12 protein-coding genes and 1 pseudogene are annotated in these 15,569 nt (G+C 60.5%); 10 read left to right on the forward strand and 3 right to left on the reverse strand.

The window, feature by feature from the left end:
• The first annotated feature begins 287 nt into the window (after nucleotides 1-287).
• From M516_RS24265 to M516_RS22765, 3 genes are read left to right on the forward strand one after another with little or no spacing between them, the layout of a single operon-like run.
• Nucleotides 288-929, forward strand: a complete 642-nt coding sequence (locus tag M516_RS24265; protein ID WP_029098199.1) for a GntR family transcriptional regulator — start codon at nucleotides 288-290, stop codon at nucleotides 927-929.
• On the forward strand, nucleotides 922-1,176 hold the full coding sequence (locus M516_RS0105340; protein WP_029098200.1) for a hypothetical protein: 255 nt from the start codon (nucleotides 922-924) through the stop codon (nucleotides 1,174-1,176). The genes M516_RS24265 and M516_RS0105340 overlap by 8 nt, the downstream gene beginning before the upstream one ends.
• A gap of 3 nt (nucleotides 1,177-1,179) precedes the next feature.
• Nucleotides 1,180-2,541: an Asp-tRNA(Asn)/Glu-tRNA(Gln) amidotransferase GatCAB subunit A gene (locus M516_RS22765; RefSeq protein ID WP_035288986.1), complete on the forward strand. Its 1,362-nt coding sequence runs from the start codon at nucleotides 1,180-1,182 to the stop codon at nucleotides 2,539-2,541.
• A gap of 172 nt (nucleotides 2,542-2,713) precedes the next feature.
• On the opposite strand, the pseudogene M516_RS22770 reads toward M516_RS22765, so the two are convergent.
• Together M516_RS22770 and M516_RS0105355 are read right to left on the reverse strand one after the other, a co-directional pair.
• A pseudogene (locus tag M516_RS22770) lies at nucleotides 2,714-4,340 on the reverse strand (formate--tetrahydrofolate ligase).
• Between the two features lie 223 nt (nucleotides 4,341-4,563).
• Nucleotides 4,564-5,109 (reverse strand): GbsR/MarR family transcriptional regulator, encoded by a 546-nt coding sequence (locus tag M516_RS0105355; RefSeq protein ID WP_029098201.1) that lies wholly within the window; start codon nucleotides 5,107-5,109, stop codon nucleotides 4,564-4,566.
• A gap of 250 nt (nucleotides 5,110-5,359) precedes the next feature.
• Here M516_RS0105355 and M516_RS0105360 point away from each other — a divergent pair, with 250 nt between their 5' ends.
• The 5 genes from M516_RS0105360 (at nucleotide 5,360) to M516_RS22775 (ending at nucleotide 10,639) form a co-directional block, all read left to right on the forward strand.
• Nucleotides 5,360-6,589 (forward strand): quaternary amine ABC transporter ATP-binding protein, encoded by a 1,230-nt coding sequence (locus tag M516_RS0105360; protein WP_029098202.1) that lies wholly within the window; start codon nucleotides 5,360-5,362, stop codon nucleotides 6,587-6,589.
• Nucleotides 6,582-7,430, forward strand: coding sequence for an ABC transporter permease (locus M516_RS0105365; protein ID WP_029098203.1), 849 nt, complete (start codon nucleotides 6,582-6,584; stop codon nucleotides 7,428-7,430). Before M516_RS0105360 ends, M516_RS0105365 begins: the two co-directional genes overlap by 8 nt.
• A 2-nt stretch (nucleotides 7,431-7,432) precedes the next feature.
• Nucleotides 7,433-8,344, forward strand: coding sequence for a glycine betaine ABC transporter substrate-binding protein (locus tag M516_RS0105370; protein WP_029098204.1), 912 nt, complete (start codon nucleotides 7,433-7,435; stop codon nucleotides 8,342-8,344).
• A gap of 140 nt (nucleotides 8,345-8,484) precedes the next feature.
• Nucleotides 8,485-9,339: an SDR family oxidoreductase gene (locus M516_RS0105375; RefSeq protein WP_029098205.1), complete on the forward strand. Its 855-nt coding sequence runs from the start codon at nucleotides 8,485-8,487 to the stop codon at nucleotides 9,337-9,339.
• 337 nt (nucleotides 9,340-9,676) lie between these two features.
• On the forward strand, nucleotides 9,677-10,639 hold the full coding sequence (locus M516_RS22775) for a DUF2167 domain-containing protein (protein WP_081656454.1): 963 nt from the start codon (nucleotides 9,677-9,679) through the stop codon (nucleotides 10,637-10,639).
• A 72-nt stretch (nucleotides 10,640-10,711) separates the two neighbouring features.
• Here the strand turns inward: M516_RS22775 and M516_RS22780 are convergent, their stop codons facing one another.
• Nucleotides 10,712-11,608 carry a vWA domain-containing protein gene (locus M516_RS22780; protein ID WP_238550917.1) on the reverse strand — a complete coding sequence of 299 codons (897 nt, stop codon included), beginning with the start codon at nucleotides 11,606-11,608 and terminating at the stop codon, nucleotides 10,712-10,714.
• 350 nt (nucleotides 11,609-11,958) lie between these two features.
• Between M516_RS22780 and M516_RS0105390 the strand changes: the two genes are divergently transcribed.
• Entirely contained in the window at nucleotides 11,959-14,226 is a 2,268-nt protein-coding gene (locus M516_RS0105390) for a DEAD/DEAH box helicase (protein WP_193746954.1), read from the forward strand.
• On the forward strand, nucleotides 14,216-15,517 hold the full coding sequence (locus M516_RS0105395; protein WP_029098207.1) for a ribonuclease H-like domain-containing protein: 1,302 nt from the start codon (nucleotides 14,216-14,218) through the stop codon (nucleotides 15,515-15,517). Before M516_RS0105390 ends, M516_RS0105395 begins: the two co-directional genes overlap by 11 nt.
• The last annotated feature ends 52 nt before the right edge of the window (nucleotides 15,518-15,569 follow it).

Genomic DNA, 15,569 nt, shown 5'->3' on the forward strand with positions numbered 1-15,569 from the left:
AGGGAAACGGACGGTCGCGAGGCGGCCCGTTTCACGCGCGTCCCATGAGCATGCGGCACGCCCGATGGTCCAGGTTCCATGCGGGAGCAGCGGGGCGCGCGTGTTTTTTGGGGAAAAGGTGGCGGCGCATTCCGCTCTGCACCAGCGCCGGCGTCCGGCCGGAGGTTTGTCGGCAGGCGCATAAAGCCGCGGTGTGAAGCCGTAAGATCATTCGATTCGTTGTAATAGACAAAATATTCTGTATCATATATCATATATGCAATGTCGCAGCGATTGAGGTGCATGGCGTGCGATCCTCGTTCATTTCGTACAAGTCGTTAAAAATGCAGGCGTACCACGTTTTGAAGGAGGCGATCATCAGCGGAACCCTGACGGACCATCAGATGCTGACGGAACGCACAGCGATGGAGCTGTTCGGCATCAGCCGCACCCCTTTTCGCGAGGCGGTTCAAATCCTGGAAGCGGAAGGCTGGGTCTATTCCCTGCCGTACAAAGGCATCTATGTCAGTCCTGTCAACCTGAAGGATTTCGAGGAAGTGTTCGAACTGCGCCTCATTCTGGAGACCGCCATCGTGCGAAAGGTGGCGAGCCGGCTGGACGAGACCGGCTTCGCTGTGTTGGAAAGGATGGTCGAGTCGATGCAGACCGATTCCGCCGCGCAAAACGATTACGACTTCACCTCGCTGGATTTTGCCTTTCACCGGACCTTGAACAACATGGCCGACAACAGGCGCCTGCTGGCGATGACGGAACAGATTTACGACGTGATGCGCCGCATCGGCATGAGGGTCCTCAGGCGGCCGATTGCCCGCCGGGAGGAAATCATTCGCGAACACCGGAAGATTCTCGACGGACTCCGAAACGGCACAGCGGAAGCGGCTGTGATCGAGCATCTGGAGAGAGTGAAGCAGTTGATGAAGCATGAGTAACGGAGGGGGAGCGGAGACCGCTCTGTCATCTGACACCGAACCGTCCGAAGCGGGCACGTTTGGCGGCGTCCCCCATTTCTTCGCCACCATCGCGACGCTTGTGGCGCCGACCCTGACCGGCGTCTTCGTGAACGGATACGGGTATTCCGCCATGTTCGTGGCGCCGACGGTGGCGGCGTTCGGCGGCATCCCGGCGATGGTCGCTGGCAAACCGGGACGCCGGGTGAAAAAATCTGTGGAGGTATAGGAAATGAATCTGCTCACGTTATCCCGTTCCATCCGGGAAAAGAAGATGTCTCCCGTGGAAGCGGTGCAGCAGACCTTGCAAAGGATCGAGAAGGAGAATCCGGTCTGCAATGCGTATATCACCGTCTGCGCCGAGGAGGCGATGGCCGCGGCCGTCCAGGCGGAACAGGAAATCATGGCGGGGAACAATCGCGGCCCTCTGCACGGCGTGCCGGTTGCCGTCAAGGATCTCATCTTTACCAAAGGCATCCGCACCACCATGGGCTCCAAGGTATACGAACGTTTCGTCCCCGACAGGGACGCGACCGTCGTGCGGAAATTGAAGCAGGCCGGCGCGATCGTCCTCGGCAAGACCAATACCCATGAGTTTGCCTACGGGCCGATCGGCGACCGCTCCCACTTCGGCCCTACGCGCAATCCCTACAACCCGGAGAAGATCACGGGGGGCTCCAGCGGCGGTTCCGCGGCGGCCGTCGCCGCCCACCTGGCTGCTGCCGCACTGGGAACCGACACGGGCGGCTCCATCCGGATTCCCTCGGCTGCCTGCGGAATTGTCGGGATGAAACCGACCTTTGGCCTGGTCAGCAAGGCGGGGGTGTTTGACCTGGCCTATACGCTGGATCACGTTGGGCCGATGACGAAGACGGTCAAGGACAACGCGGTGCTGTTGAACGTGCTGGCGGGATACGATGAAGCCGACCCGCATTCCCTCCCGCAGGTCCGGGAAGACTACACGCGCTTTATCGGGGAGGGCGTGCGCGGCATCGTGATCGGGGTTCCCGAGGTGTATTTCCGGCATGTGGACAAAGAGGTGGAGGCGGCAGTCCGGCGGGCGATCGACGTCTACCGCAGCCTGGGCGCGGAAGTGCGGGAGGTGGAGGTCCGCGGATTCGCAGCGCTGTCCGAAGCGCAGCGCATTACCATCCAGGCGGAAGCGTACGCGGTGCATGAACGGACCGTGGCCGAGCACGGGGCTGACCTGGACCCGGAAGTCCTTGAGCGCCTGCTGGCGAGCAGGGAGGTTCCCGGATACCGGTATGTGCAGGTGCAGCACCGCAGAAAGCAGCTTACCCGCCAATTCAACGAGGTGTTTGACGACGTGGATGCCCTGCTGACGCCGACCCTTCCCATTTTGCCGACGGATATCAATCAGCGGGAAGTGGCGATCGGCGCGTACACGGAAGGCGTACGGCAGGCGCTGCTCCGGCTGACCGCGCCGACCAACTTTACCGGAAATCCGTGTTTGTCCGTCCCCTGCGGCTTCTCCGACAGCGGCCTGCCGATCGGCTTTCAACTGATCGGCAAACACGGTGACGAGGCACGGCTGTATCAGATCGGGCATGCCTATGAACAGGCCGTTTCGTAAAGGAGTCCCAGCCTGTCACGCTGCCGCACGCATGGCATTCAGGTTCGCCTGACGGACGGGACAGGAGGGCAGGGGACAGAAGATACCCACCAAGGAACAAACCGGGCAAAAACGAACACCGTTTGCTGGCGGTGTTCGTTTTTGTCCATGGGGCCGATGGTTGGGTGCGCGTTCACGCGAGGCCGGTCACCCGCCCGTGCTCATCGACGCGCAGAGCCTCCGCGGCCGGCTTTTTCGGCAGGCCGGGCATGGTCAGCAGGCTGCCGGTCAGCACGACGAGAAACCCGGCACCGGCGGAAATGCGGATGTCGCTCACATGGATGGTAAAATCAGTCGGAGCGCCCAACCGGTCCGGCTGGTCGGTGAAGGAGTACGGCGTTTTGGCCATGCAGACGGGCAGGCGGGAGAGTCCCATCCCGTCCGCCTTCTCCAGCGTCTTGAGCGCTGCTCCGGAAAAGGTGACGGCGGAGCCGCGGTACAGCTTTATGACGATGGTCTCGATTTTCTCCCGCGGGGAGAGGCGATCCTCGTACAGGAAGGCAAAGGAGGAGGGCTGTTCCGCCGCGCGAACGACCGCTTCGGCCAGTTCGATTCCGCCTTTGCCTCCCTCTTTCCAGACGGTGGAAAGGGCCGCGTCCACCCCGAGTTCCCGGCACATCGCCAAAACGGCGTCCAGCTCGGCGGGCGTGTCGGTGGCGAAGCGGTTGACGGCGACAACCGTCGGAACGCCGAAGTTGCGCAGGTTTTCCACGTGCCGCTGCACGTTGGCAAATCCGTTTTTCAGCGCCGCCAGATTCTCCCGATGCAGGTCGGCGGCGCCGATGCCCCCGTTGTACTTCAGGGCTTTCACCGTTATCACCAGGACGGCTGCGGACGGCGTCAGTCCGGCTGATCTGCATTTGATGTCAAAGAACTTTTCGGCTCCCAGATCGGCGCCGAAGCCCGCCTCCGTCACCACGTAATCGGCCAGCTTCAGCGCGAGCTTGGTGCCGATCACGCTGCTGCAGCCGTGGGCGATGTTGGCGAAGGGACCGCCGTGGACAATGACCGGCGTGCCTTCCGTCGTCTGCACCAGGTTGGGCTTGAGGGCGTCCTTCAGCAGCACGCACATCGCGTCCACCGCGTGGATGTCGCGCGGCGTGACCGGCTGGCCGTCCTGGTCGTAGCCGATGATGATCCGCCCCAGCCGCTCCCGCAGGTCGTCCATCTGTTCGCTCAGGCACAGGATGGCCATGATTTCCGACGCGGGCGTGATCAGGAAGCCGTCTTCCCGCAGCGGTCCGTTTCCGTCGCCCAGGCCGACCACGATCTGGCGGAGCGCCCGGTCGTTCATGTCCATCGCCCGTTTCCACACGATTTTCTTCGGATCGATCCGCCGGGCATTGCCGTGGTAGAGGTGATTGTCAATCATTGCGGCCAGCAGGTTGTGGGCCGCCGTAATCGCATGCAGATCGCCCGTAAAGTGCAGGTTGATCTCATCGGACGGGAGGATTTCCGCTTTTCCGCTGCCGGTCGCGCCTCCCTTCATGCCCAGGCACGGTCCCAGGGAAGGTTCCCGCAGCGCGGCAACGTCTTTTTCCCGATGCGGTTCAGCGCCTGGGACAGCCCGATGGTCGTCAAGGTTTGCCTGCCCCCGCCGGATTGGGATTCATGGCGGTGACCAGCACCAGTTTGCCGTCCGGACGGTCCGCAACCTTTTCCCACAGGTCGCGGGACAGCTTTGCCTTGTATTTTCCGTACAGCTCCAGATCTTCTTCCGCAATGCCCGCCTGTCTGGCTGCGTCGGTGATCAGTTTCATGGCCGGATGCCTCCATCCCGTTTCGTTTTTTTTTCTTCTTTTTACTATGTTCACCAGGCTGTCCACATGTCCTTGAGGGGCACGCGAAAAGAATGGGGCGGCGAGGCGGGGGAAACGGCGGTGAGCATGGAAAGCGGCCGGATGGGCACGAAAAAAGCACCCGCGGTTCTGCCGTATCGCAGCATCACGGGTGCTTTTGTGCGAAAAGCGGATGGGGACGTGCCTAGCTCATCGGCTTCTTCGGCACAAATTGAAAGATTTCGTGTGTTTCGAACGAGTCGATCAAGCGGGAGAGCCAGTCGTAGTATTCCAAGCCGTTTTCGATGCGGTGAATGCTTGTTTGCACGCGTTCTCTCAGCTCATCCGACAGCTCTTCGCTTTGGAGAAGGGCGCGCAGCTCCTGCAGCGATTTTTTCATCGCGTGCACGTTGTACTCGGCGGCGCTTCTCCAACGGAGCGAGAACAAGTCAATGAAATTCTGGTACCAGTCGAGGTTTACCTCGTAGTGGTCCTTTCGCGCTCCTTTTTTCCAGATTTTTTCCACCATTTTCAATTCCATCAGGGTTCGCACGCCGGTGCTCATGCTCGTCTTGCTCATGCCCAGCGCTTCGCCCATTTCATCGAGGGTCATCGGCTTGTCTTGAAACAGCAGGGTTCCGTACAGCAACCCCGTGGACATGGTGATTCCGTACAGATCCATGTTCTTGGCGAGAGCTTCGATCACCCGTTCCTGAGCCCGTTGAAGGATTTCTTCATGTTTGGCATCCATAGCAAACCAAGCAGCTCCTCTATTCGTTTTACCTGATTCGAATTGTACTAAGGAAACCATCAGAAGTAAATGATCATATCATACAGTATATACGAGATATTCTTAGCATGAAGTTAAAAAAGTACGTAAAGTTTTTTCTGAACGCCAAATATTCGTAAATATCGCTGATTACCAAATTTGTGGGAACCATCCTCCTTCGATACAATGAGAGGGAGCGATTGCGTCCGTACAAAACGTTGGAGGTGACGTTATGCCGAAAATCAAGGTGGAAAATCTCACGAAAATCTTTGGACGTCAGCCTCATCGCGCGTTTGACTACCTGAAGCAGGGACGGTCCAAGCAGGACATCTTCAAGGAAACGGGCCTGACCGTGGGGGTCAATCAGGTCAGCTTTGAGGTGGAGGCGGGAGAGATTTTTGTCATCATGGGTCTGTCCGGCAGCGGCAAGTCGACCCTGGTGCGCCTGATCAACCGGCTGATCGAACCGACGGCCGGCCGCATCCTGATCGACGGGGAAGACATCGTCGGGATGAACGCCGAACAGCTTCAGCAGGTCCGGCGGAAAAAGCTGGGCATGGTTTTTCAGAAATTCGCCCTGTTTCCCCACCGAACGGTGCTGGAGAACGTGGAGTTTGGACTGGAAGTGCAGAATATTCCAAAAAAAGAGCGGGAAGAGAAGGCCAAAAACGCCTTGGCGCTGGTCGGCCTCAGCGGCTGGGAGAACAGCATGCCCGATCAGTTGAGCGGCGGGATGCAGCAGCGGGTCGGGCTGGCGAGAGCGCTGGCCAACGATCCGGACGTCCTCCTGATGGACGAAGCCTTCAGCGCCCTGGACCCGCTGATCCGCAAAGACATGCAGGATGAACTGCTGGAACTGCAGACGACCATGCAGAAAACGATCCTGTTTATTACCCACGATCTGGACGAAGCCTTGAAAATCGGGGATCGGATCGCGTTGATGAAAGACGGGGCGATCGTCCAGATCGGCACGCCGGAAGAGATTCTGACCAATCCGGCCAACGAGTACGTGGAGAAGTTCGTGGAAGACGTGGACCGCTCCAAAGTGCTGGCGGCGGAACACGTGATGAAGCGGGCGGAAACGATCACCCTCGACAAGGGGCCGCGGGTCGCCCTGCAGTTGATGAAAGACAGAGGCGTCTCCAGCCTGTACGTGGTGGACAAAAAGAAACGGCTGATCGGCGTGGTCAAGGCGGACGCGGTCAATGCCGCCTCGCGGGAAGCGAAGACGCTGGAAGACGTGATGGATCGCGAGGTGCCGACCGTCTCGGCCAATACGCTGTTGAACGAAATGTTCGACCTGGTGGCGTTTTCCGACATCCCCGTGGCCGTCACCGGCGAGCAGAACCGCCTGCTGGGTGTCGTCGTGAAAGGGGCGGTATTGGGCGGACTGGCCGGCAAGGTCAACCGGAAAACGCCGTCCGATGCTGAAGAAGAAAGGCAGGTGATGGCGGGTGAGTGAGCTGTTTCCGAAACTGCCGCTCGACCGCTGGGTGGAGCGGCTGGTCCAGTATCTGGATGAGCATTTCGGCCTGGTGTTTGACGTGATTTCGGCCGGCATCGGCAGCACGGTGGATCTGTTTTCGCTGATCTTTACCAGTCTGCCCGACTGGCTTTTGATCATCGGCTTCACGCTTCTGGCCTACAAGGTCGGACGGCTGCGCGTCGCCCTGTTTACGCTGGTCGGCCTGCTGCTGATCGCCAATCTGGGGTATTGGGAACATTCGATGGAAACGCTGGCGCTGGTGCTTACCGCCGGGTTGATTTCAATCGTGATCGGCGTGCCCGCCGGCATCTGGTGCGCCCGCAACGATTCGGTGCGCAACGTGGTCACGCCGCTGCTCGACTTCATGCAGACCATGCCGGCCTTTGTCTACTTGATTCCGGCAATCTTTTTCTTCGGACTGGGCAAGGTGCCGGGCGTGATCGCGTCCGTTATCTTCGCGATGCCGCCGACGATTCGTCTGACCAATCTGGGCATTCGCCAGGTGCCGAAGGAATTGATCGAAGCCTCGGACGCGTTTGGCTCCACCTCCTGGCAAAAGCTGTTCAAAGTGCAGCTTCCGCTCGCCAAGACGACGATCATGGCGGGCGTCAACCAGAGCATCATGCTGGCGCTGTCCATGGTCGTGATCGCGTCCATGATCGGTGCCAAAGGGCTGGGAGCCGACGTCTACCGGGCGGTCACGCAGATCAATATCGGCACCGGTTTCGAAGCGGGGCTGGCAATCGTGATCATGGCCATTTTGCTGGATCGCATCACCCAAAACATGGGGAAAAAGAAGAACGTGCAGGAGGGGTAATCATGAAAAAACGATGGGGCAAAGGATGGGCGGTTCTCCTCGGAATCAGCATGCTGATGGCCGGTTGTTCCGGCGTCTCGCCGTCGACGGAGCAGCCGTCGCAGAACGCCGGCGGCGAGAGTGTCGGCAAGCAGGTGGATTACAAGATCATCGGGATCGACCCCGGCGCCGGCCTGATGAAAGCGACGGAAAAGGCAATCGAGGAGTACGAGCTGAAGGACTGGGAGCTGGTGGAAGGCTCCAGCGCCGCGATGACGGCGGCGCTCAGCGAGGCGGTCAAAAACAAAAAGCCGATTATCGTGACCGGCTGGACGCCGCACTGGATGTTTTCCAAATTTGACCTGAAGTATCTGGAAGACCCCAAAGGGGTGTACGGGAAAGAGGAGCAGATTCACACGATCGTCCGCAAGGGACTGAAGGAAGAGCACCCGAGCGCGTATGCGTTCCTGGACAACTTCACCTGGACGCCGAGCGATATGGAAAAAGTGATGCTGGCCATCGCCGACGGCAAAAAGCCGGAGGAAGCAGCGGCAGAATGGGTGAACAACAACCAGGAGATCGTCAATAAATGGGTGCAGGGCATCAAGCCGGGCAGCGGCGAAACCATCACCCTGGCCTACGTCGCCTGGGATTCCGAGATCGCCAGCACCCACGTGGTGAAAAAGGTGCTGGAAGAGAAGCTGAACTACAAGGTAGAGCTGAACCAGGTGGAGGCGGGGCCGATGTGGGCCGGCGTGGCCAACGGCGACGTGGACGGCATGGTGGCAGCCTGGCTGCCGACGACGCATGCGGATTACTACGAGAAACTGGGCAAGGACATCGAAGACCTCGGCCCCAATCTGAACGGCACGAAGATCGGTCTGGTGGTGCCGAGCTACATGGACATCACATCGATCGAAGACCTGAAGAAGTAAGAAAGAGTCGGGACGCCGCGATTGCGCGGCGTCCTTGTTTTTGCCCTGGTTTGCGCTCGGCGAGTGGGATATGATGAGAGAAACCGTTCGATTGCTTGGCTGGCCAGTCGGACGGTACTCGCCGCAAAGGAGGAACGATCATGACGGTAGAGCGGGAAACACGAGCGGTCGCCCTGGTCACGGGAGCCTCCAGCGGGTTTGGCCTGCACACGAGTGTGGCCTTGGCGCAGGCGGGGTTTCGTGTCGTCGCCACGATGCGCAGCCCTGAGAAGCGGCATGACCTGCTGCAGACGGCCGAGACCGCCGGAGTGCGGGAGAGAATCGACGTGCGGCGGATGGATGTCACCGACCATGCGGGCATTGTCCAAACCGTCGAGGAGATCGCCGCGGCGTACGGCCGGATCGACGTGCTGGTCAACAATGCCGGATTTGCCGCCGGGGGAGTCGTCGAGGAAGTGGACGGAGACACGTGGCGTGCGCAGATGGAGACCAACTTCTTCGGGACAGTCGCCGTCACCCGGGCCGTCCTGCCGCACATGAGGAGACAGCGGCGGGGAAAAATCATCAACATGAGCAGCGTCAGCGGGAGGACAGCGTTCCCGGGGTACGCCCCCTACGCCGCCTCCAAGTTTGCCGTCGAGGGGTTTACCGAAGCGCTGCGGCTTGAGGTCCTGCCGTTTGGCATCCACGCCGTCCTGATCGAACCGGGGGCGTACAAGACGGAGATTTGGCGCAAAGGGTTTGCGACCATCCGCATGCGGGAGAACTCCCCCTATCAGCCCATGCTGGAAGCCGTTCTGCGCATGTCCAGAAGGACGGCGGAAACGGCCCCGCCTCCGCAGGAAGTGGCGGCGGCGGTGGTGAAAGCGGCGCTCGCTCCCGCGCCCCGTCTGCGTTATCCCCTGGGACGGGGAACGGCGGCGATGAGCCTGCTCAGGAGCCTGCTGCCCTGGAAATGGTACGAGCGGATCGTGTTGTGGGCGCTCCATCGGTGAGCGGAGGCAGCCTCCAGCCGGACCGCTGGAGCGGACGAGGTCTTTGACCGCGGCAGCGGCGGTCACATCGGGCTGTGTAGAGGCAGCCCGGAGGCGTATCGTTCTAGGAAGAAACGGAGGGACATGCCGCTCTCCCGGCCGCCGCCTGTTCACACAAGCCGACGCCCCCTGCGGGCGTTTTTTTGTGCAAAACAACCGGGCAAAAAGAACCGTTTTTTGGGGGATAGTAATTTTTTTCTGGTCAAAAAGTCTTGTTTCATGGAATTTTATTACATATTATGGTTCGTTGTGGTAGAATAGTGTGGTTCGTTTTACAGAATAGAAAAGGGAGAATTGTATGAAAACGGGTAGTGGACTTCATTTGTTTCTCGTCCTGATCATGATGTTTGGCGTCATCCCGACGGCAGGAGCGGAAGAGCAGCAGCCGCAGGTCAACTGGATTGAAGGCGGCAGGTCCGTCGAGATCGGCGACGGATTGGCAACGCTGGATCTGGCCGAAGATCACGTGTACCTGAACAAGGAAGACACGGCCAAACTGAAGGAGCAAGCCGGTGCCGCCCCGTCCCCCCGGGAGATCGGCAGCATTTTTCCGACGAACGAAAACGAGGACTGGATGGTCATCGTGGAATACGAGGAAGTGGGGTACATCAAGGACGAAGAAAAGAACGACATCGACGCGGACGAAATCCTGAACAGCTACAAGGAGGGAACGGAAGAGGCCAACAAGGACCGGAAACCGGAAGAGCAGATTCACGTTGTCGGCTGGGACGTGAAGCCGTTTTACGACGAAAAGACCCACAAGCTGGAATGGTCCATGCTCGGGGAAGACGCGCAAAAACATCCGCTGATCAACTACAACGTGCAGCTTCTGACGAGAAAGGGCTACGTCTCGTTCGTCCTGATCACGGACCAGGCCAACCTGCCGCAGGACAAGAACATCCTGCATGAAAAAATTCTCGCCAACTTCAAAATAAAAGAAGGCAACCGTTACGAGGACTTCAACGAGGCGACGGACAACGTGGCGGAATACGGTTTGACCGGCCTGATCCTGGGCGGTCTGGGTCTCGCCGTGGCGAAAAAAACGGGCTTCCTGCTCCTGCTGGCGGGACTCCTGAAAAAAGGATGGGTGCTGATTCTGGTTCTGTTCGGCGCGATTGCCGCGTTTTTCAAAAAGCGGTTTGGACGGAAACCGGCACCGCCAGAGAGCGGGCCGGTTGATCAACCGGCCGCGGAACAGCCGGACGCGGAAGAAGCGCCCAAGGAACAGACCCCGCCGGGGCAAGCGCCGCCGGCATTGTAACGGCACCGGTTCACGATGGCTGAAACAGAGGCACCGCTGGGAAAAGCGGTGCCTTTGACGTGGGGAAGGGGATTAGTTGCCCCGGATCGCGGCGGCATCTTTGAGCAGCCGGACGAATTCGAGCTGCTCCTCGCCCGCTGCGGTGGCTTCGGCCAGTTCCCGGACAGCGGCGAGCGAGCTGTCCTTGGCCCAGTAGCTGCCGCGCAGAATTTCCGCACATTCGGCGACGGCGGCAAGAAATTTCAGTTCGGTGGACAGGTGCTCACCGATTGCGATCGGCTGTGCCGTCTCGGACGTTTTGCCGGTGTCCGGGTCGCGGTAGCGCACGCGAACCGTGCCCAGTCCGTCGCGTGCCTCCCCTTTTCGCTTGATCTCGTAGAGGGCCGTCACGGTATGGCCGGCGCCGATCTCGCCGCCGTCCGTCCGGTCGTTGCGAAAATCCTCGTCGCGGACATCGCGGTTTTCGTACCCGAGCAGGCGGTAGCGGTCCACTTTCCCGGGATCAAACTCCACCTGGATCTTGACGTCCGTGGCAATCGTCTGCAGCGTGCCGGTCAGCGCCTCGGCAAACACCTGCCGCGCCTCGGAAAAGGTATCGATGTACGAATAGCTGCCGTTCCCCTTGTCGGCGAGCTGTTCCATCAGCACGTCGTTGTAGTTGCCCATGCCGAAGCCGAAGGTGCTGAACGCGATGCCTTCGCCGGCGTACCGCTCGATCGTCGGCAGGATGCCCTCGGCGCTGGTGTTCCCCACATTGGCGACGCCGTCCGAGCAGAGGATGACGCGGTTGACGCCATCGCGAAGGAAGTGCTCGGCGGCCATTTCATACCCCAGCTTTAGCCCTTCTTCGGCATTGGTGGAGCCCTCCGGGACGAGCTGATCGATCGCCGCGAGAATGCGCTCCTTGTTTTCGGCGGAAGTCGGCTCCAACAGCTTGCGCCCTTCGGAACCGTACACGACAATGCCCACCCGGTACGGCGTCCCCTCTGCTGGCCGGAGGAGCCCCTCCGGCAGGCAGTTGACTGCTGGATTGGGCGGTCTCGCCCTCCTTTTGCTCCCCTGCGCTGCAGCCGACGACGGTGACGGCAATGAGCACTAGCGCATGGGTGATCACGTGTCTGTTCATCTCTATCTACCCCCTTTCCTCATTCGACATGGCAAAAAAAGGAATGTTACACAGGAGCCAATCCAGATTTGGCAGGAATTCCTGTCCTGCGTATTCCGCGTGGAGTGAATTTCCCGCGAGCCATTTACTTGTCGAACGTACATTCGTAGAATAGGGGAAGAAGGTGGTGTTCGACGTGAAAATCAAGCTGGACATGGCGCACGTGCTGGAACGGTTACGCCAGGACGAGCGCTTTGCGCGAAACATCGTGCATTGGAAAACCATCGAACCCCGCGAGGCGCAAACGGTTCCCTTTCCCCCTGACCTGGACGGGCGGATTCGGGAAACGCTGGCCAAACGGGGGATTTCCTCGCTGTACACCCATCAGGAGACGGCTTTTCGCCACGTACGGGACGGGAAGCACATCGTGGCGGTGACGCCCACCGCTTCCGGCAAGAGCATGTGCTACCACCTGCCGGTGATGCAGGCGCTTGCGGAAGACCCAGAGGCGCGGGCGCTGTACCTGTTTCCCACGAAGGCGCTGGCCCAGGACCAGAAAAGCGAGCTGCACGAGCTGATCAACGAATCGGGCCTGCCGATCAAGTCGGAAACCTACGACGGGGATACGCCCGCCCAAATCCGACAGACGATCCGCAAGGCCGGCAACATCGTGATCACCAACCCGGACATGCTGCATGCGGCCATCCTGCCCCATCACACCAAATGGGTCTCCTTTTTTGAACACCTGCGATACGTCGTCATCGACGAACTGCATACATACAGGGGCGTGTTCGGCAGCCACGTGGCCAACGTCATCCGCCGGCTGAAGCGGATCTGCGCGTTTTACGGCAGCCGTCCGCAGTTCATCTGCACGTCGGCCACCATCGCCAACCCGCGGGAACTGGCGGAGCAGTTGACGGAAGAGCCGATGGTGCTGGTGGACAACAACGGCGCGCCCACCGGAAAAAAACATTTTCTGTTCTACAATCCGCCCGTCGTCAACCGGCAGTTGAACATCCGGCGCAGCGCCACGCTGGAAGCCCGGGACATCACGGAACTGTTTCTGTCCAACGGGATTCAGACGATTTTGTTCGCGCGCAGCCGGGTGCGGGTGGAGATTCTGCTCAAGTATCTGCAGGAGCTGGTCAAACGGAAGCTGGGGCCCAAGACGATCCAGGGCTATCGCGGCGGCTATCTGCCCAGCCAGCGGCGGGCGATCGAAAAGGGGCTGCGCCAGGGAGAGATCATGGGCGTGGTCAGCACCAACGCGTTGGAGTTGGGCGTCGACATCGGCCAGCTCCAGGCGTGCGTGATCACCGGCTATCCCGGTTCGGTCGCCAGCACCTGGCAGCAGGCGGGCCGGGCCGGGAGGCGGCAGGGGGAGTCGGTCGTCGTCCTGGTCGGCAGCTCCACGCCGCTGGACCAGTACGTGATTCAGCATCCCGAGTACTTTTTTGAACGCAGCCCGGAGTCGGCCCGCATCAACCCGGACAACCTGATCATCCTCGTCGACCACATCAAATGCGCCGCCTACGAGCTGCCCTTTTCCGAAGGGGACCGCTTCGGCCGGGCGGAGATCACGGAAATCCTGGAGTTTCTGACGGAAGAGCAGATTCTGCACCACGCCAAAGGCAAGTGGTTCTGGATGAACGACTCGTTTCCGGCGCACAACATCAGCCTGCGTTCGGCTTCCCAGGAAAACGTGGTGATCATCGACATCAGCGAGCGGGGCAACGAAAAGGTGATCGGGGAGATGGACCGCTTCAGCTCGCTGACACTCCTGCACGACGAAGCGATTTACCTGCACCAGGGAGTTCAGTATCAGGTGGAGAAGCTGGACTACGAAGAGAAGAAAGCGTACGTGCGGGAAGTGCAGGTGGATTACTACACGGACGCCAACCTGGCCGTCCAGCTCAAGGTGCTGGAGCAGGACCAGTCCCGCCGCGGGCCGCGGATCGAATACGCCTACGGGGAAGTGTCGGTCCACGCCATGGCGACCATTTTCAAGAAAATCAAGTTTGAGACCCATGAAAACATCGGCTCCGGTCCGATCCACCTGCCCGAGGAAGAACTGCACACCAACGCGGCCTGGATCGGATTTTCGGAAGCGCTGCTGGAGGAGGTGGGGACAAGCGAGGTGGAGCGCGGATTGGTGGGGGTGGCTCACGTGCTGCAGCACGTCGCGCCTCTGTTCGTGATGTGCGATCCGCTCGATCTGCACGTGATTCCGCAGCGCAAGGCCGTACACTCCGGCCAGCCCACCATCTTCCTGTACGACCGCTATCCGGGCGGCATCGGATTGAGCGAGCAGGTGTACGAGCAGATGGAGACGATCCTGGCCCGGGCGGAGGAGCTGATCTGCTCCTGCCCGTGCGAGTCTGGCTGCCCGTCCTGCGTCGGCGCGGCGGAAGAAGGAGGCGGCAAGGAACTGGCGCTCTCCTTGCTGCGGGTCGCCCAGGGGGGAAGCCTGCATGTCTCTTAAAGCGAAGCTGAACCGCCTCAAACCGCATCTCACCCGGGAAGCGCCCAAGCAGCCGGAGGGGGACGGGGCACCCGGCGGGGCTGCGGGTTCGCCGGCGGCCTTCGACACGGCGCCGCTTCCGGACATCCCGTACCGGGAAAAGTGGGCAGGCCTGCAGGCCAAACCGTACGTGCTCGACGGCGAGTACGTGATGGTGCGGGAGGTCCGCTACCCGGTCACCGCGCGGCATGGGGCCTACACGTTTGCCCAACTGTACGAGACGATCGACGCCTGGGAGCAGGCGGGCATCCGCCATCCGCTGTCGGCGGCGGGCAAAACGGCGGAGGACCTGCTGTTTTTTGACACGGAGACAACCGGTCTGCACGGCGGGGCGGGCAATGCCGTCTTTTTGCTGGGGCACAGCCGCTTCGAGGGAGACTGCGTCGTCGTCCGCCAGCACTTTTTGACCGCCCCTCACGCGGAGGCGGCCCTCTACCACTCGTTTCTGGAAGAGGCGCGGACGGCGACCGATCTGGTCACGTACAACGGCAAGTCGTTTGACTGGCCGCAGGTCAAGACGCGGCATACGCTGCTGCGCGACCTGGTTCCCCGGCTGCCGTCGTTTGGCCATTACGACCTGCTGCACGGGGCGAGGAGGCTGTGGCGGGAGGACCTGGAGTCCTGCCGGCTGTCGCTGATCGAGCGGGAGAAGCTGGGCGTCCAGCGGGAGAACGACGTCCCCGGCTATCTGGCGCCGATCCGGTACTTTGACTACCTCACGGACAAGAACCCGGATACGATCAAGGGCGTCCTCGCCCACAACGAGACGGACGTGCTCTCCCTGATCACGCTGTACATCCGCCTCTCCTCCCTGCTGCTCGCGTGGGACAGGGAGGACGTCTCCGCCGAGGAGCGGTTCAACATCGCCCGCTGGTATGAAGCGTTGGGCGACGGCGAGAGCGCCCTGCGCGCCTACCGATCGGTCGCGGAGAGCGGGCATCCGCTGGGCGTGAAGGCCGCAATCGCGATGGGCCACTGCTACAAGCGGCAGAAAGACTGGAAACAGGCGCTGCGGCTGTGGGAAGAAGTCGTCCGCTCGGAAACCTACGTGCCGGAAGAGGTGTACGTCGAGCTGGCCAAAATCTACGAACATCACACCAAAGACTATGAAAAAGCGCTCCACTGTACGCTGCGGGCGTTTGAACTGTGGAAGAAAAAGGGCAGCCTGCTGCGCCGCAAGTCCAAGGCGGAGGAAGCGGCCTACCGCAAGCGGATCGCACGGCTGGAGCAGCGGTTGGAACAGCATGCGTAACGGAAACAATGAGGGGACAGGACCAGACAATTCCTGTTCCCTTTTTTGTTGA

It is taken from the genome of Brevibacillus thermoruber 423, assembly GCF_000454065.1.
Taxonomy (GTDB): domain Bacteria; phylum Bacillota; class Bacilli; order Brevibacillales; family Brevibacillaceae; genus Brevibacillus; species Brevibacillus thermoruber.